Source organism: Azotobacter chroococcum, from assembly GCF_004339665.1.
Classification (GTDB): domain Bacteria; phylum Pseudomonadota; class Gammaproteobacteria; order Pseudomonadales; family Pseudomonadaceae; genus Azotobacter; species Azotobacter chroococcum.
In genome coordinates, this window is record NZ_SMMU01000007.1 from 64,164 (window position 1) to 89,064 (window position 24,901).

Here is a 24,901-nt window from a genome sequence, read left to right on the forward strand (position 1 = left end):
GAAAGCTCCCGCACTCATTTAAGTAGCCGTAAGCCCCATCCAAGCGAGGCTGTATATAAAATTGGAGGTTTATTATGACCAGAGGCCTTGGTGGTCAGTCTCCTGCTAATGTCGCTTATTACTTGAAGGGTATTGATTTTCCGGCTAGCCGAGATCAGATTTTGAAGCATGCGGAAGGCAATGGGGCTGAGTCTGCAGTGATAGATAAAATCAATCAGTTGCCAGATGTAAATTATGAAGACATGGCCGATGTTATGAAGGGCTACGGGGAAGAGTTTCAAGATGAGAGATGATGCTTTTATATATACTTGGAGGTTATAAAAATGGCTATGAGTGTCGATGAACAACGCATTCGCGAGAAGGCCTATGAGATTTGGCAAGCCGAAGGCTGCCCGATAGGCGAAGAGACACGCCATTGGGAAAAGGCTTGCAAGCAGGCCGAAGCCGAACTTGAAGCCGAAGTTGGAACTAATGCCGCTGCCAAAGTTGAAGAATCAGAGTTCATACCGATGCCAACATCTTCTCCTGCTGAACAGAGCAGCGCTTCCTTCGAGCAGGATAATCAAGCGGTTTAGTTTAAGCTAATAAGAAAGAGCCTGCGCTACATCTAACCGCCGAGCCAAGCCTCTTGATGCCGTCCGCGCCAATTGCAACTGCCTGCAATTCGGCGCGGTAATCCTCCGGCTACGCCTTGGCCAGGAGCCGGCTGAACTTTGCTGAACCTGATTCTTCAAACCTGCTCGCTGACCGGCGGGGCAAACGTCGGCTGTGAAGCTATGCACGACATAAGCGCCCCATGGCAGGGCATTGCCAGCAGCCGTGGCCACCGGTCTGCGGAGAGGATACGAGGAAAGGGGCCTGCCCGCTGGCGGCGGTGCAGGCTGGACAGATCAGGCGGCCCGTTCGCTAGCCAACTGGCGTTTAAGCTCCTTCTTGCGGCTTTCCATCTGCGCGCCCAGCTCTTCTAGGCGCTCGTCGCCCAGCAGCTCGCTGGCCTTGGGCAGCATTTCCTGCTCCTCTTCCTCGATGTGGTGCTCGACCATGTCCTTCAGCACCTTCACCCGGCCGGCGAACTCGGTGCTGGACGGGTCGGTCTTCTCCAGATCGGGCAGGATCAGCACCTCCACCGCCCGATGCTCCTCCTGCGCCTCGTGGAACAGGACGTCACCTTGCTTGCCGCCCGCCGCCCGGAAGGCGGGGTAGAAGATCTCCTCCTCGACTCGGGCATGGGCCATCAGTTCCTCGTGCAGGTGACGCATCAGCTCTTCGCGGATTTTGACGCCCCGCTCGGTGGTCTTGCCCAGGCGTTCGAAGAGTTGCTTGACCGTTTCGTGATCATGCTTGAGCAGTTCGACAGCGTGCATCGTCGGTCTCCTTGGGTACGGAAGTAGTGTCGTCTCTAAGGTGACTCTTTGCCCGGTCAATAGGTTCGCCGTTTTCCGACCTCCGTTCGTCTCTCTTGTTGTTCGCGGTCTGCAGGGAGTGTTCCTTGGCCTGCAGCAGTCCATGCGACTGCGCACCTGTATGCGAGCCAAAGCAGCACCGAGCGGGCGGTTGAGAGAGTGGATGAAGATAAATTTAGCAAGTTATATGTAATTTAATATGCGAAAAATTCATGTTTTAAGTGGGTAAAAGTTATAAAATAACGGCTGCATTTGCAGTACTATCAAGAAAGAAGTCGGCGGGATAGGTGGTGATGATGAGTGATGGACGCTATAGGCTCGTTTGCCCGCATTGCGGTAAACCGGTCTTTATCCGTACCAGTGAGGGAGAGCACAGGCTGATGCGAACTGCCTACGTGCATTGCAAGAACGGTGCGTGTGGATGGACAGGAATTGCGCGCTTCGAGATCACCCACGAGATGAGTGCGGCGCGCGATCCTAGTCCGTATGTATCCTTGCCGCTCGCTCCGTCGCTGATGCTCCGCAAGTATGTGGATAGCCAATTCCCAACGGCGCAAATGGATCTATTGGAAGCGTAGGCGCAGAAAAAGTAAAAGCCCGGAACCCCAGCGAATACAAGGGTTCTGGGCTTTTTTGTGGCTGTATATATTGGAAGTCTTAAGGGCACCCGAGCGACACGAATCCGACTTTGGGCGTGGAGGATGTGGACATAGGGCAGCTACCTCTGGGCGCCTGGACGGCGCACCTGATCAAAAAGTGCGCAATTCTAGCGATGCGCCGAGCATCTGAGAAGACACCGGAGTGGTGCCCGCTGTCGCGCGGGCCATGAGGGCGTTGTGCAATCCCGACCGGACCCTTGCAGAAGGCTTTGCCAGCAGTAACAGCAGAAGGCCTAAAGACGCTTCTTCTCAAGGCGTTGCGGTCATGCCTGGCGGCGATTTGGGCAGATAGACGATGTAGCTGTCGACGAGAAAGGACTCGGCAGTGGGTTCGCCCCGTGCCAGACGCTTGAGCATCCAGTAGCTCTGGCGGCCGATCTCGCGGCTATTCATGTCCAGATAGGCCTGTACCAGGCCGTCATTGAGCAAGGCGCGCTGTGCCGCGTCCGGCTCGCTCGAGGCGATGATGATGGCCGGATGACTGCGTTTGGCATCGAGCTCGGCGAGCAGCGGGCCGATTTGTCGACGGTAGCTATCGGCATGATGAACCGGCCAGTTACCGAGGCTGATGATGGCATCGAAGTGGCGAGTGTTCAGCAGGGTGGCGAGCTGGAGCAATGCGCTTTCCGGCGTCTCGGCGCGTTCCAGCGGACAACGGTGCGGCTCGCTCCAGCCCTTCTCCCCGCTCAGTCGGTCGACTCCCTGGTGGCTCGGGATGCCGCCGAGCTGCTGGCGGATGCCTTGCAGGCGTTCCTGCTGGTAGATGTCTTGCAGGTCGCCGGTCAAGACACACAGTTTGCCGCCCTGTGGTCTGAGGCGCTGGGCGAGCATGCCCAGTTGGCGGCCGAACGCCAGGTTGTCGATCCCGACGTAGCCTCTGCGCAGGTGCTGCTCTGCGGGGGCCAAGTCCGCATCGAAGGTAATCAGCGGTGTCTTGTCTGTCCGTTGCAGGGCATGCTCGGCCAGCCATTTCGAATGGGTCACCGCCAGGGCGATACCGTCCAGATCCCTTTCGAGAGCCTGCTCCAGGGCTTTGTTCTGCTGGCGAAAATGCGCCGGCCCCGAGGCGCCCAGCAACAAGCAGGTATCGCCCTGAGCCTGAGCGGCCTCGGCACAGCCTTCACCGGCGAGGATGAAGAAGCGCTGATCGACGCGCTTGGCGACCAGCGCAAACTGCAGCGGTTCGGCACCCGCAGGGAGGATGAGCAGCAGCCCGCAGAGCAGGGTGGCTGTGGAGTGGAAGCAGAAAGAGGGCGGCTTTTTCAAAGTGGATCCTTGCCGGCTCCAGCGTGGCAGGGTGGCGTTATTGGTTTTTAGCTGTAATAGGCTCGTTCTGGATGACCTCTATTCTGATCCAAGGGATCAGTGGATAGTTGGCGATTGCAAAAACTTATTGAGATTAGATTCTCTTTGTGGATAAAACTAAGCGGGCGTTCGGTGAGATGTCGCACCAATGCCGGTTCTGGGGACAGGTGGGGGCTGGGTGGTTCTCAGGGCTGGCGGGGATGACTCCTCGCTGAGCGGCTCATCGAGGGCGAGCATGCGCTTGGGGCGATGCCGGCTCGTTGATTTTAGGGAGCGGGCATGCATCGCGACGGAGCTGAAGCCCGCTGATATCGAGCACCGCCACATTTTCCTGTTTTCGCCAACCAAAGGTGCAATGTCTTGGCATCTTGTCCCTTCGCGCGGGTCAATATGCAGCTCCGCTGCCAGGCCGGCGGCGAGCCCGAACGAGGCGTTCCAGCACAGCGGCCTATGCTCAGAGCTTGTACGAGCTGAAGCCGCGCCGGCGCCTATGCGCAGTTCAAGGAGGAATCAACGCTATGAAAATGGAGCAGATCCGAAAATTCGGCCCCCGCGATGGCAGTGCAGCAGGGGAGGGACCGGGCATGACCAGGTCCTCTCTCCTCGTTGCCGCGCTCATGGTCCTGCTCCTCTGGCTGCTCTCTCGCGAAACCGATGCGTTGCGCATCGAGTTGGGGCGGGTGTCCGAGCGTGCCGACCAGGCCGAGCGGCTGGCCAGTCAGCGCCAGGCCGATATCGAGCGCCTGACCGCGCTGCTCGGCAGCGAGCGAGGCAGTCGGGAGCGGCTGCGCCATGAGCAGGACGACCTGCGTGCTGCGCTGGTCGGCCACCAGCAACGGCTCGAAGAGCTGAAGCATGAAAATCAGAAGTTGCGCGACTGGGCTGCCGAGTCTCTACCGGCTGCTCACCGGCTGCGTGATCAGCCAGCCATCACCGATGTCGACGCTTACCGCGAGCACCTGTCCGGCAGTGATGCCCGGCCGGCGGCTGCCGTCGAGCAGTCCGCACAATAGCGGCAACCGAGAACGAGAAGCGGAGGGGGCCTGCCACGGCGATAGACCGGTCGGCGAGGCGCGACAGGCCTGCAGGCGGAACTGCTGCGTGAGTGGAGAGGATGGAGAGGATGGAGAGGATGGAGAGGATGGAGAGGATGGAGAGGATGGAGAGGCGCACAGGCCGGGATCTTCAGAAGCGCCGTCGTCGCTGCGGTGCGCCGACAAAGCAGTGGATCCCACATAGCAATCGGCCCCGCACTGCTGATCGCAGTCGGGGCCGATGCCTGTAAGGTTGGTTGCGGGGGCTGGATTTGAACCAACGACCTTCGGGTTATGAGCCCGACGAGCTACCAGACTGCTCCACCCCGCGTCTGTGTGGCGGCATTCTACAGCCAAACAATCCGCTGTCAAGCGGTATTGCCTGAAAAATGGTTTGGCTTCAATTGTTTAACGCCACAGGCATGGCATCGGCCGCTAGATGCCTTCAGTGCGTGTGTACTCCTCGGTGGCCCGCACCACCTGTTCGCGCCAGTTGTTGTTCTCCTCGCCGAGCAATGCCACGGCTTGGCACATGGCTATAAAGGCTTCACGGTAGAGGGAGGGGTCGTTGCGTGCGACCGCCTGGTCGGCATGCTGCCGGGCTTGTTCGAGTAGGCGGTCGAGGGCGTGCTTATCGAGGGACATGGCGGCCGCTCCGGAGGATTTCTCTTTAGAGGTTAGATCAGCGGTTCTCGCCTGAAATGGCGTTTCGTGCTATTCACGCCGGGCTTTACTCCAATCCGGGAAGTATGGAGAGGTATTTAATATGAGACTTTTTCATGGGCGGATGCCCAGATGTGGGGCTGCCCGATTCGGGGGATGCAATGCAGTCAAGAGTGAAGATTGCGCTGATGGCGCTGCTGTTCTCGGCCGGTGCGCTGGCCGACAATGACATCCGGTTGCGCAACATGCAGTTGATTACCATGAGCCACAAGACCTATCTCCAGGGCACCGGGGTGAACATCTCGGGTCATGATCTGGAGAACGTGGCCATCGATCTCGATATCCTCAAGGCCGGCCAGGTGGTCGGCAGCCGCATCGTCGAGGCACGGGCGATCGGTGCCGACGAGGCCTGGCGGATCTGGCTGCCTATCGACATCGCCGGCTCCGATGGTTTCCGCGTCCGCAACATCCGTTCGACGCGCGCCACCAGCGAAGGCACGGCGGCGCACTGAGCCCGCCGGGGACTGCCAGCGCCACGCTCCGGGCGGCATACTGGCTTCATGAGCGGCAGAAAGATCATTCACGTTGACTGTGCGGGCTATTCGCTGGCGTTTTTTCGCGTCCGATTGGCCCGCGCAGGGCGCGGGATGCGGGGCGTTTGTGTTCGCGATGGTTCGTTGGCGTGCTGTTCCAGTCGTTGAAAAAGCGGGTATTAGAGCGGGGTACTTTCAGGGGAAAGGTTGATACCCGCAATGCCACTCACAGACATCCAGATCCGCCAGGCGAAGCCGGGCGAGAAGCAGCGCAAGCTCTCTGACGAGCGGGGGCTGTTCATCGAGATCCGGCCCACCGGCGGCAAGTTCTGGCGCTACCGCTACAAGATCGATGGCAAGGAAAACGTGTTCGCCGTTGGCCGCTTGCGAGGCCCGCAACGTCAAGCCGTCTATGCCGCGCTCGAGCACGACGACATCCTCGCCGCGGCTTTCGCCCGCCTGCTGCTGTGGACTGATCCGGCACCTCTGCCGGCGGTGGGCGAGGTGGCCAAAAGCTGGGACCTGTATGTCAGGACGTGGCGGCCCGGCAAACCACACAGGAACCGCTGGGATGTCTGCTACGCGCAGGCCATGGATGCGCTGGCGGGCGAGGTGCCGGCATGAGCCTGCTCTCCACCGCCACGGCGCTTCTGCCGACCGTCGCCGGCTTGCTCGATAAGGCGATTCCAGATCCCGAGGCCAAGGCCCGCGCCCAGCTTGAGCTACTCAGGCTCCAGCAGGAAGGCGCGTTCAAGGATCTGGATGCAGCCCTGCAGATCAACCTGGCTCAGGCGAAGATCAATGAAGTCGAGGCGGCGAGCCAGTCCGGCTTCCAGGCCGGCTGGCGGGCTACGTCTGCGTGGCGGGCCTGGCCTACGAGTTCCTGGTCAGGCCGCTGCTGCCCTGGCTGCTGACCGTGGCCGGCGTCGCTGATGTTCCGCCGCTGCCCTCGCTCGATGCGGTGCTGTTCGAGCTGGTGTTCGGGATGCTCGGCCTCGGCCTCGGCGCTCTGCGGACGGCGGATCGGTGGAAGCGGGTGAGTGCAGTTACATCCAGTACCTGGACGGGAGGATGAATAGCCAAGGAGATAGAGGGATTCGGGGGGGAGGCCCGGAAGGTGGAGGGGGACAGGGATTCCCGTCCTGTTGCGTGCGGGCGGGCACGGAAGGGATTGTCCGCGCCTGCTCGTCTTGCGGAGAGATAGCCTGAAGGCTGTTCGAGTCGTCATTCGTTTCGTAGTCGGCCCGACCTTGCAGTACGTGGGATATCAGTCTTATGAGAAGGAGCATCACCGCGGCGGACAGGATCTGGAGAGCAGAACAGCGATCGTGAGTATCAGAATCCCATTCATCATGTGTACGCCTTCAAGCTTGGATAAATTGGGTGGCGTATGAGCAGGGAAGGCTGCCGATATTTGTTTTTGCGCTGCCACGGATCTCATCAACGGGCTAGACACAGGGCGCCCAGAGCCGGCACCTTACGGCACAAGGTTGACAGGATTATTGATATAGGCCAATACCTAACGGTCGATTGCAAGGCAATCCTGCCAGTGGCAGTGTGCAGTAGGAGTTGAGCGGAGCGTTGCTCTACCACTACAGACAGATAGATACAGAAGTGATTGGTAAAACATCTATATAGGGCATGTATAAGCACTATATACATTTGATGGAAGGCTCGTTCGACCATGAATTGTGATGACGTTAATGTAACAATAAATGGCTATTTAATATCAAAATAATGTTATTTATGACACAAAATGATATTGTATTGACAACATTTTTGTCGTGATTGGATAATTTGTAGCCAGGCACCTAAGGGTTGGGTGCGCCGGCTGGCCCCGTGCTTTTCTGGAGGATCACGGCAAAACAAGAATAAAAAAGGATGGAAAATATGATGGGCTGATTTATACAAATTTAGTATTAATTAGTGGAGTGTGTCATGAATCAAGGATGGATTTATTATATTTTGCTATTGATAACAACATTGTATTCCGATAATTGTTTTCGAGATGTGAAGATTAAGTCGCAAAATAGATTAAATGCCTTGGGTGCGGATTTGCGTGAAATAAGAAGCAGCATTGATGTCGTGCCTGTCAGAGTTAATGCGTTAGAGTCCAATGTTATTTGGAAGTCCTATGCGGCTGGCAGGCATTTAAAGGTGGAAGAAAGGATAAGTTTTTGAAAATCCTCGAATAATGCAGGGCATGGAGTGCATGGCACTCTTTGCGCTTGCCTGCTTTCTTCGCTCGTTGAGTGCCCTTCTTGTCGGCACTCAAGCATTGTTTTTTCAAACCGGATACAACGACAAGCACCGAAGCTGGCCGTATCACCTCGTTAATGCTTTCGCTGCCTGTGACCAATAGGGCGCAATGCCCTGCCTGATCCGTTTGAATGCAATTGCCCTGCGGCCGGACTCAACGTCCAGCTCCGGGAACTGGAGCCCCTGCCATCCCGGCGGGGGCTCTTTTTTTGTGCCCGCGATTCAGCGGTGGGAGCTGGAGAGGCGTTCGCCGATGGCTTGCAGCATGGTTGGCAGGAAATCGCGGTGGGCACCGAAGGGGTTGCGTATCCAGTTCAGCAGCGATTCGGGGGTGAAGACGTCGGCCCCGCTGGGAATGGCCCTAAGCTGCGGCTCGCCCCTGTCGTCGAAGGTCAGCACCCAGCGCTTATCGCGGATGAGCAGGGCGGCCATGTTGTCGGAGATGCGCTGGTCGGCCTCGCGGTCCCACTTCGGCAGGGTGCCGCCGGCATCGAGCACGGCCTGACGGCAGCGGTCCAGGTAGTCGAAGGTGAAGTTGCGCACCTCCTGGCTCAGGCTGGCCACGGGCGGGCGCTCGGGTTCGGGCGCGGCGGTGGTGGTGGGCAGCAGGTTCAGCGCCTCGGCCAGCCAGGCGCGAAAGGGCGCCACCCGCTCGGGGTTGGCGTGCAGCAGGGCGAGTTCCAGTCCGGCCCGACTGATGACGTTGAGCGTCTGCCGGCCGACCGGGAGGGTGGCCTTGTGCTCGGGCCGCAGGTGGCGGGTGGCGACGTGGGAGTCGCGCAGGCCGACGGCGCTGGCCACGTCGGCGGGGCGACGAACCAGACCTCGGTGCCGACGGGCACGATGCGGAAGTGGCGGTCATTGTAGGTCAGGCGCAGGGGCGCGGCGGTACCGCCGGCCGGCAGGACCGCGCACGACCGGACGGCCTCGCCCTGCTGCCAGTAGGCGGCGAGGGCGGCGAAGCATTCGCGCTGGTACTGCACCAGGCGCTCGCGGATCTCGGGTTTGACGCGGGAGGCATCCACACCGAACAGCCAGCCGTTGAGGTAGTCGAGGGGGAGGCAGGTGGTTTCCTGTTCGCCGCCGGGGGAAGGGGTGGTCATGATGACCATGCCTTCCTTGAGAACCTGATTGCGTTGAATACGGCTGTATTGCGACTTCCAGTCGAGGCCGATGGCTTCGCAGATGGGCTTCATGGCGACAAGGCGTTCGCCGGCTGGTCCGGTAATTACGGCCAGAGTTTGGCCATGGAAATCGACTGTTCCGAGCTGGAGGTTGGTGTTCGACATGGTGAGTTTCCCGTTTTAGCTTGCTTGCCGCGTCCATCCGCCAAGATGGGTGAGCGGAACCGTGCGGGTTGGCGGACCGGAAACGGGAACCGGCGGGCCGTAAGGCCCCCACACACGGCCCGCCCATAACGGGTGCAGCCATGCCGCGGGCACAAAAAAACCGCTTTTTTACAGCGGTTTCGTGACCGCCCGTTTTATCCGGGCCGCCAAGCCCAAGTCGCTGGATTTACAACGACGGGCAGAAATTAGACCTTGTGGTGGGACGCTGTCAACCATTGAGTCTTTATGCCACTATTCTGTGTTCCTGTTGAAGAGGCTAGGCAATGATCACGGACTGGATAGATGTTGGCGAAGTTTCAGCAGAGCGAGATCCTAATCTTCATAATTATTTTTATGATGCAGGTGTCTCCAAGGAGCTTGTTGATAACAAGAAACAATATCTTCTCTTGGGCCGAAAGGGGGCTGGAAAGACTGCTGTCTTTATCCACTTGCTCAGTAAGCCAAGTAAGATATTTGCTCATGATGACATGGTCGTTGGTATGTCATTGCAAAATTATAAATGGCAGGCCCATTACCTTCTTGGGGATTACCAGAAGATGGGCGGCTTTCAGCATAAAGACTCTTGGCGTTTTGCCCTATATGTTGAGGCAGTGCGGGCGGCGTATAAGAAGCTGACCGAAGATAATGAGGTGGTGCCCAAGGAGCTTCTTGCGGCAGCTAAAACCTTGGAGAAACTTTTTGATCATCCCGTTCCGAATTGGGCTGAGGTTTTAGGAGAGAAGCTCTTCGGTCTCTCTAGCTTTAAGTTGCCAGCTTTGGAAGTTGGGGAGGAGTTAAGCGTCTGTGGCGGCGAAGTGTCGTTTGATGAACTTCGTGCTAGTAGTAGCTTAAAGGCACGCCTCAATCAGAATATTATGAACCTTACTGACTGGCTCGAGAATAGCCTTAAAACCCTACCGGAAAGTACCAAGATATTTTTGGTATTTTATAGGCTGGATGAGGCGTGGGTCGACGGCTTCATTAGTGAGTCAAAGTCCATTGTGACAGGGTTGCTGCATGCTGCTGAGCACGTTCTGCATGCCTTCGGAGGAAGAATTCGCCCTTTGATTTTTTTGCGAGAGGATATTTTTTCGACCTTAGACATAAATGATAGAAATAAGCTACGACTAGATTGCAGTGAAAGCTTGCGATGGACTCAGGATGAGATTGAGCGCTTGGTTCTTGAGCGCATAAATTTTTACGCAAGAAAGGCTGGTGCGTCGCAAGTAAACTCTCTGCAGGATGTTTTTCAAGAGAAAGATATGCGAAGCCGTACGACACCAGTAAAACATATTTTCAATCGGACTATGTGTCGCCCTAGGGATATGGTGGCTTTTCTCGGGCTAACATTCAAAGTAGCTAGGGATGAGGGGTTTCATGGTGCTGGCGGAGATAAGATATCCACTAAGGCGATATATGGTGCAGCCAGTCTATAGCGAATACCTCTATGAGGAGTTGAGTGATGAGTGGCGGAATCAGAGTCCGGAATTTCATGAGTATTTACGGGCTTTTGAAAATCTAAGGTACGCGGCGATTACGGCGGCTGAATTTGAAGATGGGTTGAGGTCGAAAGGATTAATTAAGGATCGCGCTGAATTTCGCTCAGTTACGCGATTTCTTTTTGAGAACTCGATAATTGGGATTACTGTAGGTGCTTCGACGCAGTGGCGATACAGGTGTTTCTGGCCTAACCAAGCATTTATTGATACTGATACAATTAAAGTTCATCCATGGCTTATTAAAAGGCTTGGCTTGACCGAGGGGAGTTCTGAACATGCTTCTAAACTCGGGACGGACAGTATTCAGGAGTGATTTTTGATAGCAAGTAGGGTGGACAACGCTCTGCTCGTCCACCTGCCTCTGGATGCAGGCTTGTGGGGTAGGTGGTCAAGCTTCTTGATGGTTCCCACGCTCCCGCGTGGGAACTACTCCCAGTGCCGCATAATGGCATGTTGGAATTGGAATCGCTTCGACAGAGCCTGTGTCGCGTCAACGGTACAGTGCTGTGGCATCGTGTAGCCGATGGCAGAAATGCCCAGGACTTGGTATGTCCCGGATGCGCTGGGGCGGCGTACTGCCGAAGGGCGGGGGCGCGCGGGAAGCTGGCAGGTAGAGGCGCCACTGGTACAGTGATATTGTACTGTGTGCGCCAATGGCGTACATTGCGCGCATGATATTCATCGAAACCCCATATTCACCAGATGCCTGCGCGAGTTGCTGGATGACGACAGCTATGCAGCCTTCCAGAAGACGCTGGCCGAGCGCCCCGATGTCGGCGATGCCATCGAGGGCACTGGAGGCATTCGGAAGGTGCGTGTCGCCTCGAAGGGGCATGGAAAACGGGGTGGCCCCGGGTTATCTACTATCACTTCGTCTCGGAATCGCAGATCGCCCTGCTGCTGATCTATCCGAAGAACGAGAAGGATGACCTGACTGCCGACGAGCGCAAAGCGCTCAAACGCATCATCGAGACGTGGAGGTAACCATCATGAGTAAGTTTTTCGACGACCTCATGGAAAGCGTCGTGCAAATGGACGAAATCGTTCGCGGCGAACGCCAGCCGTCCCGCGAGTTCACCGTGGATGCCTTGCAGGTGAAGCAGATCCGCAAGGCTACCGGTCTTTCGCAGGTCAAGTTTGCCGCGATGATCGATGTGCAGGTGGGCACTCTGCGCAACTGGGAGCAAGGCCGTCGCGAACCGACCGGCCCGGCCAAGGCTCTGCTGCGCGCCATCCACAATGACCCGGAGCACGTCATTCGAGCGCTGGCGAACTAAGGGTCACAACCATGTCCCTGACCGAGAAGGAACTGCTCGAACGTGACGCCAAGCGCAATATCGGCGAGGAACTGCTGGCCGCCATCGTCGACGTCAAGGCCGGGCACCAGGGGGCTGTACATCGTGTGACCCTGACCGAAGCCGCCGGGGCACGCAGCAAGTAGGGTAGACAACGGCGCAGCCTTGTCTACCGATACAAATGGCGGGTAATCGCTATGCGAGTTACCCAGCCTACCGACCTGACCACCACGCCTTTCATGCCGCTCCACGAACATCCGCTACGCCACGGCCCGCCAAGTGTGCAGTTCGAGGACGGTATGTATTCGCCTCAAAGCCTCCCCAGGCTGCCGACTTGGCGGCAGCGCTGGGAAGGTAGCGCTGGCAGGAGCGGGTTTCCGTTAGTTGTACCCTACGTCGCGCCGGGCGGAGGAAATGGTGACGGTGAATCCAGCCAGCACGTCGATGAAAGACATGAGGGTCATGAGGAAGAACGTCGTAGTCCCCGCCGCGCTATAGCCTATGAACTCGACCAGGAAGGCCACGAACAGCAGCATGGACAGGGCATGGTCGATGATCGAAGCATTGCCGGAGCGGGTGGATTTGACTACTTCGCCGCCCAGAGCGACCAGGGCCAGTGTCAACAGCAAGTCCGAAGTGGTGAAAGTCCAATGTGCGCCGGACAGCAAAGTCCCTTGAAACAGCACGCCATCGAGGTTGCCGGTGCCAGTCATCATGACCGCGTTGTAAGCCAGGAAAACGAACAACAGCAGGGGAATGCTTCTGATCAATTGCATGGGTATGACTTCGTCGAGTGTAAGAGGGCGGCCACTATCCACCACCGGTCGCCGGTGTATCAAGAGAGCAAGGTCTGCTCACGTCACTTACCAACCCGCACGGCGTGGCATATCAGGTCGGGGAATTTCTTCTTGCAGTAGGCGATATCCTGGCTGGTCTGGACCCCGGTTTGGATGCGTTTTGACAGGGCCTGCGGGGTATCAACGGTGCAGTGCTATGGCACTGTGTATTAAGTCGAAGAGGCCCGCGAGCTCTTGCGACGGGCAGGAGTCGAGCCATGAACAGCATGAGTTACAAGGGCTACACCGCCCGCATCGAGTTTGACGAGCGAGACGATATCTTCGTCGGTCGTGTGCTGGGCGTGAGGGACATCATCAGCTTCCAGGGCGCTTCGGTTGCGGAGCTGCGTACCGAGCTTCATCTGGCCGTGGACGATTACCTGGCCGACTGCGCCGAGCAGGGCATCAGCCCGGACAAGCCGGCGTCCGGCAAGATCATGCTGCGCATCCGCCCGGAGGTGCATGCCGCCGCGACCATCGCGACACAAGCGGCCGGCAAGAGCCTGAACCAGTGGGCTGACGAAGTATTCGAACGCGCGGCTCACTCGCAGCCATGGCTGTGGCGGTTCTTGGGCATTGATGCCGTGGCCATGTGCAAGCAGCTGAAAGAGGCCATCGGCGATGGATAAAGGGCTATGGAGGCGCGCGAAGGTCGGTCTGTCGCAGAATGCCTTCGCCGAATTGCTCGGCGTCAGCCTGCGCATCGTCCAGGACTGGGAGCAGGGCCGCCGGCAGCCTACCGGTGCCGCACAGACCCTTCTGCGCGTGGCCGCCCAGCACCCCGGGGCGCTGCGCGACCTTCACGCCTGACCCCCGGCGAAAGCCCCTGCCAGCCGGCAGCGAGTAGGGGGCAATGCTCTGCTTGTCCGTGATTTTGAAATCGTGGACTTCCACTGAGAGGTGAGCATGCGCGAAGCTGCATATCCACGCTTGGCGTCGGGGCTTCGCGGGTGGGCTTGTCCGTCTCGATAGCGCGGGACAGCACGCAAAAAGTCGGGTATCAGAGCGGGTGTCAAATCTGATTTATCGGGGTAAGCCCTTTGAAAATCAGCAAGTTATGAAACAAAGAAAGATCATTCACGTCGATTGCGACTGTTTCTACGCAGCCATCGAGATGCGCGACGACCCGCGGCTGGCTACTCGGCCGCTGGCGGTGGGTGGCGCGCCCGAGCGGCGGGGGGTGATCGCCACCTGCAACTACGAGGCGCGCGCCCATGGCGTGCGTTCGGCGATGCCCGCGCGCCAGGCGCTGAAGCTCTGCCCGGAGCTGTTGATCGTCAGGCCGCGGTTCGAGGCCTACAAGGCTGCATCGCGGGAAATCCAGCGGATCCTGCGCGACTACACCGAGTTCGTCGAACCGCTGTCGCTGGACGAGGCCTACCTGGACGTTTCCGCCAGCCCGCACTTTTCCGGCAGCGCCACGCGCATCGCCCAGGACATCCGCCGGCGCGTCTGGCATGAGCTGCGCATCACGGTATCCGCCGGCGTCGCGCCGAACAAGTTCCTCGCCAAGATCGCCAGCGACTGGCGCAAGCCAGACGGGCTGTTTGTGATTTCGCCGGCCGAGGTCGAGGCCTTCGTCGCCGAGCTGCCGGTGAACCGGCTGCACGGCGTCGGCAAGGTCACCGCCGAGCGGCTCGGGCGCCTGGGCATCCGCACCTGCAAGGAGCTGCGCCAGTGGAGCCGGCTGGCGCTGGTGCGCGAGTTCGGCAGTTTCGGCGAGCGCCTGGGGCAGCTGGCATGGGGGATCGACGAGCGTCCGGTGGAGGTCGACAGCCGCCGCCAGTCGCTGAGCGTGGAGCATACCTACGCGCGGGATCTGCCGGATCTGGCCGCCTGCCTGGAGCGGTTGCCGCCACTGCTGGAGGAGCTCGACGGGCGCCTGGCGCGGCTGGACGACAGCTATCGGCCGGACAAGCCCTTCGTCAAGGTGAAGTTCCACGACTTCACCCAGACCACCCTGGAACAGGCCGGCGCCGGCCGGGACCTGGACGGTTACCGGCGCCTGCTCGGCGCCGCCTTCGCGCGCGGCGCCCGGCCGGTGCGCCTGCTCGGCATCGGCGTGCGCCTGCTCGACCGGCGCGGCGGCGAACAGCTGGAGCTGTTCACCCCGTAGTCCGGGATGCGCTCACCAGGCCCGATGCTGGCGCGGGCGCCGGCTTCCTGCTCAGGCGCCGAATTTCGCCTCGCCGGCCAGGCGGAGGATGGCCGCCTCCAGCTCGTCCAGGGCGGCATCGGCTGCCGGAGCGTGCTGCTTGAGCAGGGTTTCGCTGTGCTGGCAGGCGGCGCGCAGCTGCGGAACGCCGCAATAGCGGGTCGCCCCGTGCAGGCGATGCACCCGTTCGAGCAGCGCGTCGCGGTCGCCGTCCCGGCGTGCCTGGCGGATCGCCTGGCGGTCGGCATCCAGCGAGGCGAGCAGCATGCTCAGCATGTCGGCGGCCAGGTCGGGCTTGCCGGCGGCCAGGCGCAGGCCTTCCTCGGGGTCGAGCACGCTGAGATGGCCGATGGCGGCCGGCCGGGCCTCGTCGGCCTGGCTGTCGGGCGAGCGCAGGTGCAGCTTGGTCCATTTGTGCACGACCTGGGCCAGCTGGCGTTCGTTGATCGGCTTGGTCAGGTAGTCGTCCATGCCGCCCTGCAGCAGGGCGCGCCGCTCGTTGGCCAGGGCATGCGCGGTGAGGGCGATGATCGGCGTGTGGCGCCGCTCCGGCTGGGCGCTCTCCCACTGGCGAATCGCCCGGGTGGCCTGGCGGCCGTCCATGCCGGGCATCTGCACGTCCATGAAGATCAGGTCGAAGTGTTCGCGCTGCGCTGCCTCCACGGCGGCCTGGCCGCTGTCCGCCACGCTGACCGTGGCGCCCATGTCGCCGAGCAGGGTCTGCACCAGCAGCAGGTTGGCCGGGTTGTCGTCGACGCAGAGCAGGCGTGGCGCGCGGTTGCCCAGGGGGCCGGGCGTCTGCTGGCCGGCCGGCTGCGGCGCGAGCAGCTCGCCGAGCGCCGCCTCCAGCTGGTCGCGGCGTGCCGGCTTGCTCTGCAGGTGGATCTGCGTCTCCGGCAGAACCTCCTGGTAGAGCAGCTGTTCGGTGGTGGGGCAGAGCACCAGGCACTTGCAGCCGAGCCGGTCGAGGTCGGCGACGCGCTGGGCCAGCTCCTCGGCTCCGGTGTCGCGATTGGTCACGCCGAGCACCGCCAGGCCGATCGGACGGTTTTCCTGGCGCGCGGCGGCGATGCCGGCCAGCAGGCTGTCCAGCTCGGCGAAGGGCAGCACTTCCAGGCCGCAGTCCTCCAGCTGGTGCTGCATCGACTGGCGGGCCAGCTCGTGCTGTTCGAGCAGGGCCACCCGCTGGCCGTGCAGGGCGCTCGGCGGCTCGTCCTCCGACTGGTCGTCGAGCGGCAGGGACAGACGGATCCAGAACTCGGAGCCTTCGCCCGGCACGCTGTTGACGCCGATCTCGCCGCCCATCTGCTCGATCAGGCGCTTGGAAATGACCAGACCGAGGCCGGTGCCGCCGGCCTGGCGGGTCAGCGAGTTGTCGGCCTGGCTGAAGGCCTGGAACAGGCTGTTCAGTTCCTCCTGGGACAGTCCGATGCCGGTGTCGTGCACACTGATGCGCAACTGGGCGAACTCCTCGCCAATCTCCTCGACCATGGCACGCACGGCGATGGTGCCTTCGTTGGTGAACTTGATGGCGTTGCTGATCAGGTTGGTGAGAACCTGGCGGAGCCGCAGAGGGTCGCCGTTCAGCGCCAGGGGTGTGTCGCGGTAGATCAGGCTGACCAGTTCCAGATGCTTGGCGTGGGCCGCCGGGGCGAGGATGGTGAGGGTGTCCTGGATGAGTTCGCGCAGGTTGAAGGGCGTGTGCTCGAGGACCAGCTTGCCGGCCTCGATCTTCGAGAAGTCGAGGATCTCGTTGATGATGTCGAGCAGGCTGTCGGCGGACTTCTGGATGGTGTTCAGGTAGTCGTGCTGGCGGGGCGACAGCTCGCATTTCTGCAGCAGGTTGGTAAAGCCGATGATGCCGTTCAGCGGGGTGCGGATCTCGTGGCTCATGTTGGCGAGGAATTCGGACTTGATCCGGCTCGCCTCCAGCGCCTCGCGGCGCGCCATGTCCAGCTCGATGTTCTGGATCTCGATGGTTTCCAGGTTCTGGCGGACGTCCTCGGTGGCCTGGTCGATGCTGTTCTGCATTTCTTCCTGGGCGTGCTGCATGACCTCGGCCATGCGGTTGATGCCGGCGGCCAGCTCGTCCAGCTCGTGGCTGCGCAGGGCGGGCAGGCGGGTTTCCAGATGGCCGTCGCGCAGCTGCGACACGCCCTGCTGGATGCGCCGCAGCGGGTCGTTGATCGAGCGGCCCACGCGCATGGCGAGGAGGGCGCTGACCACCAGCACGGCGATGATCAGCACCAGGCTGGCGAGCAGGTTGCGATAGCCCTGCAGGAGGGCATTGTGGTGCGAGATTTCCAGGGCGATCCAGCCGAGCAGGCGGTCGTCCTGGCTGCTGTCGCCGCTGGCCAGGTTCTGGTGATAGCCGAGCACCGGCATCAGCAGGTGGGTGGCCTTGTTGTCGCGGGTCATGGTCGACTGGGTCGGGTCCGCGGGCGGCCGCGCGCCGCTGAGACTCGGCCCGGCATGCACGATGGTTTCCAGCTTGCTGTCGAGAAAGCTCACCGCACGGATGTCCGCCTGGTCGAGCACCCGGTTGGCGATGCGCTGCAGGCGGTTATGGTAGTTCTGCGCCAGGGCCGGTGCGGCCAGGGGGGCGAGCTGCTGGACGGTCAGCTGGCCGCGCTCCACCAGATTGCTTTGCATCTCGGTCAACTGCTGCCAGGTGAAATAGCTGCCCAGGACCAGGGCCAGCAGGCTGCTGGGCAGCAGGGTGAGCATGACGATGCGGGTCTTGATGCTGAAGTCGTGGAACACCCCGATTCTCCGTGAGGGATTTGGGAGGGCAGTGTAGCGACAGAGCCCGGTGGGACAACAGAAGGCAGCCCAATAGCCATTTGGAATATGCATGCGCCCTTTCCAGATGATGGCCTGCAGCGCTTTGCCGGCTATCATAGATGCCCCCTGTGGCCTGGACGGTTCGTCTCTCGAGGTGGCGCGTCCGCTCCCCGATGGACGAGCGGCCTGTGGCAGGCCGGGCGTCGCGGCGCCCACGCAGCATGGCGGCAAGGATGCCGTCCGGACCGAGCAGCCCTTTTCTGATTCAGGACACCGAGCGTTTCCATGACAGTGCATTTCCCCACCATCGCCGAGTGCATCGGCAATACCCCGCTGGTGCGCCTGCAGCGCCTGCCGGGCGAAACCTCGAACACCCTGCTGGTCAAGCTGGAAGGCAACAACCCGGCCGGCTCGGTGAAGGATCGCCCGGCGCTGTCGATGATCATCCGTGCCGAGCTGCGCGGCGACATCCGCCCCGGCGACACGCTGATCGAGGCCACCTCTGGCAACACCGGCATCGCCCTGGCCATGGCGGCGGCGATCAAGGGCTACCGGATGCTCCTGATCATGCCGGACAACATGAGCGCCGAGCGCAAGGCGGCGATGAGCGCCTATGGCGCCGAGCTGGTGCTGGTGAGCAAGGCCGAGGGCATGGAGGGCGCCCGCGACCTGGCGCTGAAGATGCAGGGCGAAGGGCGCGGCAAGGTGCTCGACCAGTTCGGCAACCAGGACAACCCGCAGGCCCACTACGAAGGCACCGGCCCGGAAATCTGGCGCCAGACCCAGGGCACCATCACTCACTTCATCAGTTCGATGGGCACCACCGGCACCATCATGGGCACCTCGCGTTACCTCAAGGAGCAGAACCCGGCGGTGCAGATCGTCGGCCTGCAGCCCCAGGAAGGCTCGGCGATTCCCGGCATCCGCCGCTGGTCGCAGGAATACCTGCCGAAGATCTTCGATGCGACCCGCGTCGACCGGGTGATCGACATGGCGCAGAGCGAGGCCGAGGACTGCATGCGCCGCCTGGCGCGCGAGGAGGGCATCTTCTGCGGCGTGTCCTCGGGCGGGGCGGTGGCGGCCATGCTGCGTCTGTCGCGCGAGGTGGAGAATGCAGTGATGGTGGCGATCATCTGCGACCGCGGCGACCGCTACCTGTCCACGGGTGTCTATGACCAGCCGTAAGCCGACTCCCACGCAACGCGAGGTCCTCTGCCGTGGCTAGACGCACCACCGGCCTGCGCTTCCAGCCCAGCGGCGGCGCCCGTTCGGCGCCCCTGCAGGTGGGCAGGAAGCAGGTCCTGACCATCGAGCGCCTGGCCCACGACGGCCGTGGCATCGCCTTCGTCGACGGGCGCACCTGGTTCGTCTCCGGCGCCCTGGCCGGCGAGCAGGTCGAGGCCCGCGTGCTCGGCGCGCGCAACCGCATCGTCGATGCCCGCGCCGAGCGCCTCCTGGCCGCCAGTCCGCTGCGCCGCGCCGAGCCCTGCGCGCATGCCGGGCGTTGCGGCGGCTGTACCCTGCAGGCGCTGCCGCATGCCGAGCAGCTGGCGCTGAAGCAGCGCACCCTCGCCGAGCAGCTGGCGCGCTTCGCCGATCTGGCGCCGCAGGAATGGGCGCCGCCCCTGGTCGGCCCGGAGTTCGGCTACCGCCGCCGGGCGCGCATCGCGGTGCGCTGGGACGCCGCCGCCGGCCGGCTGGAGGTGGGCTTTCGCGCCGCGGCCAGCCAGGCGATTGTCGCCATCGACGACTGCCCGGTGTTGGTACGTCCGTTGCAGTCCATCCTGCGCGCCCTGCCCGCGCTCCTGCACGGCCTGGCGCGGCCCCAGGCGCTGGGCCATGTCGAGTTGTTCCATGGCAATACAAGCGCCATTCTGGTGCGTCATACTGCGCCCCTTGCGGGCGACGACCTGCAGCGCCTGCGCGCCTTCTGTCGCGAACAGGCCGCCCAGCTCTGGCTGCAGGGCAAGGGCGAGCCGCAGGCGGACGCGCCGGAAGCTCCGCTGGGCTACCGTCTGGAGCCTTGGGGACTCGAGTTGCACTACCGGCCCGGCGACTTCGTGCAGGTCAACGCCGTGGTGAACGAGGCTATGGTCGCCCAGGCCCTGGACTGGCTGGCGCCGCAGCCGGGGGAGCGGGTGCTGGACCTGTTCAGCGGCCTCGGCAACTTCGCCCTGCCGCTGGCGCAGCGCTCGCGCGAGGTGGTGGCGGTGGAGGGCGTGGCGGCGATGGTCGAGCGGGGCAGGGAAAACGCGGCCGGCAACGGCCTGGACAACCTGCACTTCTGCCTGGCGGATCTGTCGAACCCGCTGGCCGAGGCACCCTGGATGGCCGCCGGCTTCCCGGTGGTCCTCCTCGATCCGCCGCGCGACGGCGCGCTGGAGGTCGTGCGCCAGATGGGCGCCCTGGGTGCCGAGCGAGTGCTATATGTTTCCTGCAATCCGGCGACCCTGGCGCGGGATGCCGCGGAGCTGGCCAGGCAGGGCTACCGGCTGCGGCGTGCCGGCATTCTCGACATGTTTCCGCAGACTGCGCATGTCGAGGCCATGGCGTTGTTCGAGAGGGGGCCTGCCGCGCGCTGAGGTCGAGCGCCGGGGCTTGCCGGCTGATGTTGATGCGGCATGGAAGACATGCTGGGGGAAAGGTAGATACATGGTACAGGTGAGAGCGCAGCAGCCGGTCAACACCGACGGCAGCATCAATCTGGAGGCCTGGCTGGATCATGTCCTGAAGATGGACCCGGCCCTGGAGCGCGAGGCGCTGAAGAAGGCCTGCGAATACGCCCGCGAGGCCGAACGGCAGGCGCGGCCGGAGCCGGGCGCTCCTGCCGCGGACACGTCCAGCTTCCTGGTCGGGCTGGAGATCGCGGAAATCCTCGCCGACCTCAAGCTGGACCAGGACTCCCTGGTCGCCGCCGTGCTCTATCGCGGCGTGCGCCAGAAGCAGATCGTCCTGGACGAGGTGCAGCGGCGCTTCGGCCAGCTGGTCGCCAAGCTGATCGAGGGCGTGCTGCGTATGGCGGCGATCAGCGACAGTCTCAATCCCCGCGAATCCCTGGTGCTGGATGCCCAGACCCAGGTGGAAAACCTGCGCAAGATGCTGGTGGCGATGGTCGACGACGTGCGCGTCGCCCTGATCAAGCTGGCCGAGCGCACCTGCGCGATCCGCGCGGTCAAGCACGCCAGCGAGGAACGCCGCCAGCGCGTCGCCCGCGAGGTGTCCGCCATCTATGCGCCGCTGGCCCACCGGCTCGGCATCGGCCACATCAAGTGGGAGCTGGAGGACCTGTCCTTCCGCTACCTGGAGCCCGAACAGTACAAGCAGATCGCCAAGCTGCTCCACGAGCGCCGGCTGGACCGCGAGCAGTTCATCGCCAAGGTCGTCCAGGAGCTCAAGGACGCGCTGGCCGGCGCCGGCATCAAGGCCGACATCAACGGCCGGGCAAAGCACATCTATTCGATCTGGCGCAAGATGCAGAAGAAGGGCCTGCAGTTCAGCCAGATCTACGACGTGCGCGCGGTGCGCGTGCTGGTCCCCGAGGTGCGCGACTGCTATACCGCCCTCGGCATCGTCCATTCGCTGTGGCGGCACATTCCCCGCGAGTTCGACGACTACATCGCCAACCCCAAGGAAAACGGCTACCGCTCGCTGCACACCGCGGTGATCGGTCCGGACGGCAAGACCCTCGAAGTGCAGATCCGCACCCACGCCATGCACGAGGAGGCCGAGCTGGGCGTCTGCGCCCACTGGCGCTACAAGGGCACCGACGTCAAGTCCACCTCCAGCCACTACGAGGAGAAGATCGCCTGGCTGCGCCAGGTGCTCGAATGGCACGAGGAGCTGGGCGACATCGGCGGCCTGGCCGAGCAGCTGCAGGTCGACATCGAGCCCGACCGGGTCTACGTGTTCACTCCCGACGGCCATGCCATCGACCTGCCCAAGGGCGCCACCCCGCTGGACTTCGCCTACCGCGTGCATACCGAGATCGGCCACAACTGCCGTGGCGCCAAGATCGACGGGCGCATCGTGCCGCTCAACTACAGCCTGCAGACCGGCGAGCAGGTGGAGATCATCACCGGCAAGAACGGCTCGCCGAGCCGCGACTGGCTGAACTCCAATCTCGGCTACGTGACCACCTCGCGGGCCCGGGCGAAGATCGTCCACTGGTTCAAGCTGCAGGCGCGCGACCAGAACGTCGCCGCCGGCAAGACGCTGCTCGAGCGCGAGCTGGCCCGTCTCGACCTGTCGCCGGTGGACTACGACCGGCTGGCGGAAAAGTGCAACCTGAAGACCGCCGAGGACCTGTTCGCCGCCCTCGGCGCCGGCGACCTGCGTCTGGCCCATGTGGTGGGGCTGGCCCAGCAGCTGGTCGAGCCGGAGCGCAGCACCGAGCAGCTCGAGCTGATTCCGCGCAAGTCCGGCTTGCTGCACAAGCCGGGCAAGCGCGACGACATCCAGATCCAGGGAGTGGGCAACCTGCTGACGCAGATGGCCGGCTGCTGCCAGCCGCTGCCGGGCGATCCCATCGTCGGCTACATCACCCTCGGGCGTGGCGTCACCATCCACCGCCAGGACTGCGCCAACGCCCTGCAACTGGCCAGCCGCGAGCCGGAGCGGATCATCCAGGTCAGCTGGGGGCCGGTGCCGGTGCAGACCTATCCGGTGGACATCTTCATCCGCGCCTACGACCGCTCCGGCCTGTTGCGCGACGTGTCCCAGGTGCTGCTCAACGAGCGCATCAACGTGCTGGCCGCCAACACCCTGTCGAACAAGGAAGACAGCACGGCGCAGATGGTCCTGACCATCGAGATCCCCGGGTTGGGCGCCCTCGGCCGGCTGCTGGCGCGCATCGCCCAGTTGCCCAACGTGATCGAGGCGCGCCGCCACCGCGCCACTTCCTGATTCCCGGGGGCCGGCAGCACTTGCCGGCCTTCGGGTAGACGTGCTCTGCAGAAAATGAAATAGAATTGTTCTCATTTTGCGGAGCCGCTGGATGACTGCCTTTCCCAATCGCCACATCCTGGCCATCGAGGATGATCCCCTGCTGGGCGTCCACCTGAACGATCATCTGGCGCGCCAGGGCTTTGCCGTGACGCTGTGCGGCGACGGCCTCGACGGCCTGGTGCTGGCCAGCGAGCGCGAGTTCGACCTGATCCTGCTGGACATCCTGCTGCCCGGCCTCGACGGCCTCGAAGTGCTGGCCCGCCTGCGCCAGAGCCGGCACGTGCCGGTCATCCTGATCTCCGCGCTGGGCGACGAGCAGGATCGCATCACCGGCTTCAGCCGCGGAGCGGACGACTACCTGCCCAAGCCGTTCGGGATGGGCGAGCTGCAGGTGCGCATCGAGGCCATCCTGCGGCGCATCGCCTACGAGCGCGGACAGCCCGCGCCCTCGAGCGTTTTTCCGCTGCACTTCGATGAAGGGCGTTGCGACGTCCGCCATGACGATGCCTGGGCCGGCTTGACCCCGACCGAGTACCGTCTGCTGGAGACCTTCTGGCGCCATCCGGAGGAGGTGCTGAGCAAGCCGTTCCTCTACCAGCAGGTGCTGCGCCGCGGCTATTCCCGGCATGACCGCAGCCTGGACATGCATGTCAGCAACATCCGGCGCAAGCTGGCCGCCATCGACCTGCACAGCGTCCGCCTGGAGGCCCTATGGGGCCGGGGTTATCTGCTGAAACTGCAGGTGGCCTGAGTGCCGGGCCGTCATTCGCTGTTCTGGCGGCTGGCTGCGCTGCTGGTCACGTTCTGCCTGCTGGTGATTTCCCTGAGTGTTTCCTGGGGAAACTGGATCGACCTGCAGACCGCCTACCTTTCCGGCGAGGCGCGCCAGACGCTGCAGGCCTATGCCGAAGAGGCCGAGCATGCTGCTTTGCAGGGGCCGCAGGCGGTAGACCGCTTTCTCGACGACATGCAGCGACGGGAGACGGGACTGGTTGAGCTGGTGGACATCAGCCTGCAGCCGCTGGGGAGCAGGCTGCTGATCGATGTGGGGCGATTGACCGCCATGCGCCGGCTCGACTGGCCGATGAGCCGGCGCGCCCGGGAGCGGCCCCTGATCGCGATTCCTCTTTCCGAGGAGCGTGGCTATTTCGTCATCCAGTTGCCCGAGCGCTACCGGCCCTGGCGCTACCGGGCGCTTTTCAGGGCGCTGACCCACTATCTGGTTCCTGCTGGCCTGGCGCTGCTGTTCTGCATCGGACTCTACCGGGTGCTGATCGCCCCGCTGGCGCGCCTGCGCGAGCAGGCCAACGCCCTGCACGCGGACAACCTGGGCGCGCGCGTGGACCCGCGGGTCGCCCAGCGGGACGACGAACTGGGCGAGCTGGGACGCGCCTTCGATCACATGGCCGGGCGCCTGGAGGAGTCGCTGGGCCTGCAGCGCCAGCTGCTGCGCGATCTGTCCCACGAGCTGCGCACGCCCCTGAGCCGCCTGCAGGTGGCCAGCGAGGCTGGGCTGAGCGGCGCCGAACTGGAGGAGAGGGTCCGCCGTGAAGTCGGTGTCATGCGCACCCTGGTCGACAGCACCCTGGAACTGGCCTGGATGGACACCGAGCGGCCGCAGCCGCCGCTGGAGCCGGTGGAGGTCGGCGCGCTGTGGGAGATTCTGGGCGAGGATGCCTGTTTCGAGAGCGGCTGGGGTCCCGAGCGCCTTCCCTGCCGGTTGCCGGCGGACTGCCGGGTCCTGGGCAATCTGAACGCGCTGGCGCGCGCGCTGGAGAACATCCTGCGCAACGCCATCCGTCATTCGCCGGAAGGCGGTTGCGTCTGCCTGGACGGTCGTCGCGAGGGCGACTGCTGGCTGCTGTGGGTCGAGGATCAGGGGCCCGGGGTGGCGGAGAGCGAGCTGGAGCGCATCTTCCAGCCCTTTACCCGGCTGAATGCCGCACGGCCGGGCGGCGACGGCTTCGGCCTGGGACTGGCGATCGCCCGCCGGCTGATTCGTCAGCAGGGTGGTCGGCTATGGGCGGAGAACGGCCATCCGGGATTGCGGATGATGCTGTGCCTGAAAATGTATGTTTCGTAAATGATCTTTACTATCAAATAAGAATAAATAGCATTTACCTCGAATTTGTCATGCGCCGCCGTCTTCGGATCGATAGGTCCGGTCGGGCAGATGGCCGGCTCGCCCATGCATAGAAGTGAGG

Annotated in this window: 24 protein-coding genes, 1 tRNA gene and 3 pseudogenes; 20 read left to right on the forward strand and 8 right to left on the reverse strand. The window is 62.5% G+C overall.

Annotated features, from left to right (window positions below):
• Positions 1–74: 74 nt before the first annotated feature.
• The gene (locus EV691_RS08425; RefSeq protein ID WP_131302336.1) at positions 75–293 is read left to right on the forward strand and encodes a DUF2795 domain-containing protein; all 219 of its coding nucleotides are present in this window, start codon (positions 75–77) and stop codon (positions 291–293) included.
• 30 nt (positions 294–323) lie between these two features.
• The gene (locus EV691_RS08430; RefSeq protein WP_377802427.1) at positions 324–575 is read left to right on the forward strand and encodes a DUF2934 domain-containing protein; all 252 of its coding nucleotides are present in this window, start codon (positions 324–326) and stop codon (positions 573–575) included.
• A 315-nt stretch (positions 576–890) separates the two neighbouring features.
• Here the strand turns inward: EV691_RS08430 and EV691_RS08435 are convergent, their stop codons facing one another.
• Entirely contained in the window at positions 891–1,364 is a 474-nt protein-coding gene (locus EV691_RS08435; protein ID WP_131302333.1) for a hemerythrin domain-containing protein, read from the reverse strand.
• Positions 1,365–1,699: 335 nt separating this feature from the next.
• On the opposite strand from EV691_RS08435, the gene EV691_RS08440 reads away from it, so the two are divergent.
• Positions 1,700–1,981 carry an ogr/Delta-like zinc finger family protein gene (locus EV691_RS08440; protein WP_131302330.1) on the forward strand — a complete coding sequence of 94 codons (282 nt, stop codon included), beginning with the start codon at positions 1,700–1,702 and terminating at the stop codon, positions 1,979–1,981.
• A 330-nt stretch (positions 1,982–2,311) separates the two neighbouring features.
• On the opposite strand, the gene EV691_RS08445 is transcribed toward EV691_RS08440, so the two are convergent.
• Positions 2,312–3,328 (reverse strand): substrate-binding domain-containing protein, encoded by a 1,017-nt coding sequence (locus EV691_RS08445; protein ID WP_131302327.1) that lies wholly within the window; start codon positions 3,326–3,328, stop codon positions 2,312–2,314.
• Between the two features lie 623 nt (positions 3,329–3,951).
• Between EV691_RS08445 and EV691_RS08450 the strand changes: the two genes are divergently transcribed.
• Positions 3,952–4,380, forward strand: a complete 429-nt coding sequence (locus tag EV691_RS08450; protein ID WP_242672667.1) for a LysB family phage lysis regulatory protein — start codon at positions 3,952–3,954, stop codon at positions 4,378–4,380.
• A gap of 275 nt (positions 4,381–4,655) precedes the next feature.
• Here the strand turns inward: EV691_RS08450 and EV691_RS08460 are convergent.
• Together EV691_RS08460 and EV691_RS08465 are read right to left on the reverse strand one after the other, a co-directional pair.
• Positions 4,656–4,732 (reverse strand) — tRNA-Met (locus tag EV691_RS08460).
• A gap of 104 nt (positions 4,733–4,836) precedes the next feature.
• Positions 4,837–5,046 carry a hypothetical protein gene (locus EV691_RS08465; RefSeq protein ID WP_131302322.1) on the reverse strand — a complete coding sequence of 70 codons (210 nt, stop codon included), beginning with the start codon at positions 5,044–5,046 and terminating at the stop codon, positions 4,837–4,839.
• Between the two features lie 206 nt (positions 5,047–5,252).
• Between EV691_RS08465 and EV691_RS08470 the strand changes: the two genes are divergently transcribed.
• From EV691_RS08470 to EV691_RS08490, 4 genes are all read left to right on the forward strand, one after another.
• On the forward strand, positions 5,253–5,576 hold the full coding sequence (locus tag EV691_RS08470; protein ID WP_232487119.1) for an FxLYD domain-containing protein: 324 nt from the start codon (positions 5,253–5,255) through the stop codon (positions 5,574–5,576).
• 240 nt (positions 5,577–5,816) lie between these two features.
• Positions 5,817–6,221 carry an Arm DNA-binding domain-containing protein gene (locus tag EV691_RS23830; RefSeq protein WP_242672666.1) on the forward strand — a complete coding sequence of 135 codons (405 nt, stop codon included), beginning with the start codon at positions 5,817–5,819 and terminating at the stop codon, positions 6,219–6,221.
• Positions 6,218–6,511: a 3TM-type holin gene (locus tag EV691_RS23835; RefSeq protein ID WP_242672665.1), complete on the forward strand. Its 294-nt coding sequence runs from the start codon at positions 6,218–6,220 to the stop codon at positions 6,509–6,511. The genes EV691_RS23830 and EV691_RS23835 overlap by 4 nt, the downstream gene beginning before the upstream one ends.
• A 1,024-nt stretch (positions 6,512–7,535) precedes the next feature.
• The gene (locus EV691_RS08490) at positions 7,536–7,778 is read left to right on the forward strand and encodes a hypothetical protein (RefSeq protein WP_131302319.1); all 243 of its coding nucleotides are present in this window, start codon (positions 7,536–7,538) and stop codon (positions 7,776–7,778) included.
• 300 nt (positions 7,779–8,078) lie between these two features.
• Here EV691_RS08490 and EV691_RS23325 read toward each other — a convergent pair whose 3' ends face one another.
• Together EV691_RS23325 and EV691_RS24255 are read right to left on the reverse strand one after the other, a co-directional pair.
• The gene (locus tag EV691_RS23325) at positions 8,079–8,657 is read right to left on the reverse strand and encodes a BRO-N domain-containing protein (protein WP_242672664.1); all 579 of its coding nucleotides are present in this window, start codon (positions 8,655–8,657) and stop codon (positions 8,079–8,081) included.
• A gap of 182 nt (positions 8,658–8,839) precedes the next feature.
• A pseudogene (locus EV691_RS24255) lies at positions 8,840–9,145 on the reverse strand (phage antirepressor N-terminal domain-containing protein); the annotation flags it as partial.
• A gap of 323 nt (positions 9,146–9,468) precedes the next feature.
• On the opposite strand from EV691_RS24255, the gene EV691_RS08500 reads away from it, so the two are divergent.
• The 4 genes and pseudogenes from EV691_RS08500 to EV691_RS08515 all read left to right on the forward strand — a co-directional run bounded on the left by EV691_RS08500 (position 9,469) and on the right by EV691_RS08515 (position 12,124).
• Positions 9,469–10,620 (forward strand): P-loop ATPase, Sll1717 family, encoded by a 1,152-nt coding sequence (locus EV691_RS08500; RefSeq protein ID WP_131302310.1) that lies wholly within the window; start codon positions 9,469–9,471, stop codon positions 10,618–10,620.
• Between the two features lie 734 nt (positions 10,621–11,354).
• Positions 11,355–11,667 (forward strand): annotated as a pseudogene (locus EV691_RS23845) (type II toxin-antitoxin system RelE/ParE family toxin).
• Positions 11,668–11,672: 5 nt separating this feature from the next.
• Positions 11,673–11,960, forward strand: coding sequence for a helix-turn-helix domain-containing protein (locus EV691_RS08510; protein ID WP_131302307.1), 288 nt, complete (start codon positions 11,673–11,675; stop codon positions 11,958–11,960).
• A gap of 11 nt (positions 11,961–11,971) precedes the next feature.
• A complete protein-coding gene (locus EV691_RS08515; RefSeq protein ID WP_242672662.1) occupies positions 11,972–12,124 on the forward strand; it encodes a hypothetical protein in 153 nt (50 codons plus the stop codon).
• Positions 12,125–12,358: 234 nt separating this feature from the next.
• On the opposite strand, the gene EV691_RS08520 is transcribed toward EV691_RS08515, so the two are convergent.
• Positions 12,359–12,754 (reverse strand): hypothetical protein, encoded by a 396-nt coding sequence (locus tag EV691_RS08520; RefSeq protein WP_039807666.1) that lies wholly within the window; start codon positions 12,752–12,754, stop codon positions 12,359–12,361.
• Between the two features lie 278 nt (positions 12,755–13,032).
• Here EV691_RS08520 and EV691_RS08525 point away from each other — a divergent pair, with 278 nt between their 5' ends.
• From EV691_RS08525 to dinB, 3 genes and pseudogenes are all read left to right on the forward strand, one after another.
• A complete protein-coding gene (locus EV691_RS08525; RefSeq protein ID WP_131302304.1) occupies positions 13,033–13,443 on the forward strand; it encodes a type II toxin-antitoxin system HicB family antitoxin in 411 nt (136 codons plus the stop codon).
• Between the two features lie 13 nt (positions 13,444–13,456).
• Positions 13,457–13,624 (forward strand): annotated as a pseudogene (locus EV691_RS08530) (helix-turn-helix domain-containing protein); the annotation flags it as partial.
• 247 nt (positions 13,625–13,871) lie between these two features.
• Positions 13,872–14,930, forward strand: coding sequence for a DNA polymerase IV (gene dinB / locus EV691_RS08535; protein WP_131302299.1), 1,059 nt, complete (start codon positions 13,872–13,874; stop codon positions 14,928–14,930).
• 51 nt (positions 14,931–14,981) lie between these two features.
• On the opposite strand, the gene EV691_RS08540 is transcribed toward dinB, so the two are convergent.
• Complete coding sequence (locus EV691_RS08540) at positions 14,982–17,732, reverse strand: response regulator (RefSeq protein ID WP_207390292.1); 2,751 nt, start codon at positions 17,730–17,732, stop codon at positions 14,982–14,984.
• Positions 17,733–18,038: 306 nt separating this feature from the next.
• On the opposite strand from EV691_RS08540, the gene cysM reads away from it, so the two are divergent.
• From cysM to EV691_RS08565, 5 genes are all read left to right on the forward strand, one after another.
• Positions 18,039–18,938: a cysteine synthase CysM gene (gene cysM / locus EV691_RS08545; protein WP_131302296.1), complete on the forward strand. Its 900-nt coding sequence runs from the start codon at positions 18,039–18,041 to the stop codon at positions 18,936–18,938.
• Positions 18,939–18,970: 32 nt separating this feature from the next.
• Positions 18,971–20,335: a 23S rRNA (uracil(1939)-C(5))-methyltransferase RlmD gene (rlmD, locus tag EV691_RS08550; protein WP_131302293.1), complete on the forward strand. Its 1,365-nt coding sequence runs from the start codon at positions 18,971–18,973 to the stop codon at positions 20,333–20,335.
• A 70-nt stretch (positions 20,336–20,405) separates the two neighbouring features.
• Complete coding sequence (gene relA / locus EV691_RS08555; protein WP_131302290.1) at positions 20,406–22,655, forward strand: GTP diphosphokinase; 2,250 nt, start codon at positions 20,406–20,408, stop codon at positions 22,653–22,655.
• 91 nt (positions 22,656–22,746) lie between these two features.
• The gene (locus EV691_RS08560; RefSeq protein WP_131302288.1) at positions 22,747–23,448 is read left to right on the forward strand and encodes a response regulator transcription factor; all 702 of its coding nucleotides are present in this window, start codon (positions 22,747–22,749) and stop codon (positions 23,446–23,448) included.
• Entirely contained in the window at positions 23,449–24,780 is a 1,332-nt protein-coding gene (locus EV691_RS08565) for a sensor histidine kinase (protein ID WP_131302285.1), read from the forward strand. It begins immediately after the preceding gene.
• Positions 24,781–24,901: the final 121 nt, after the last annotated feature.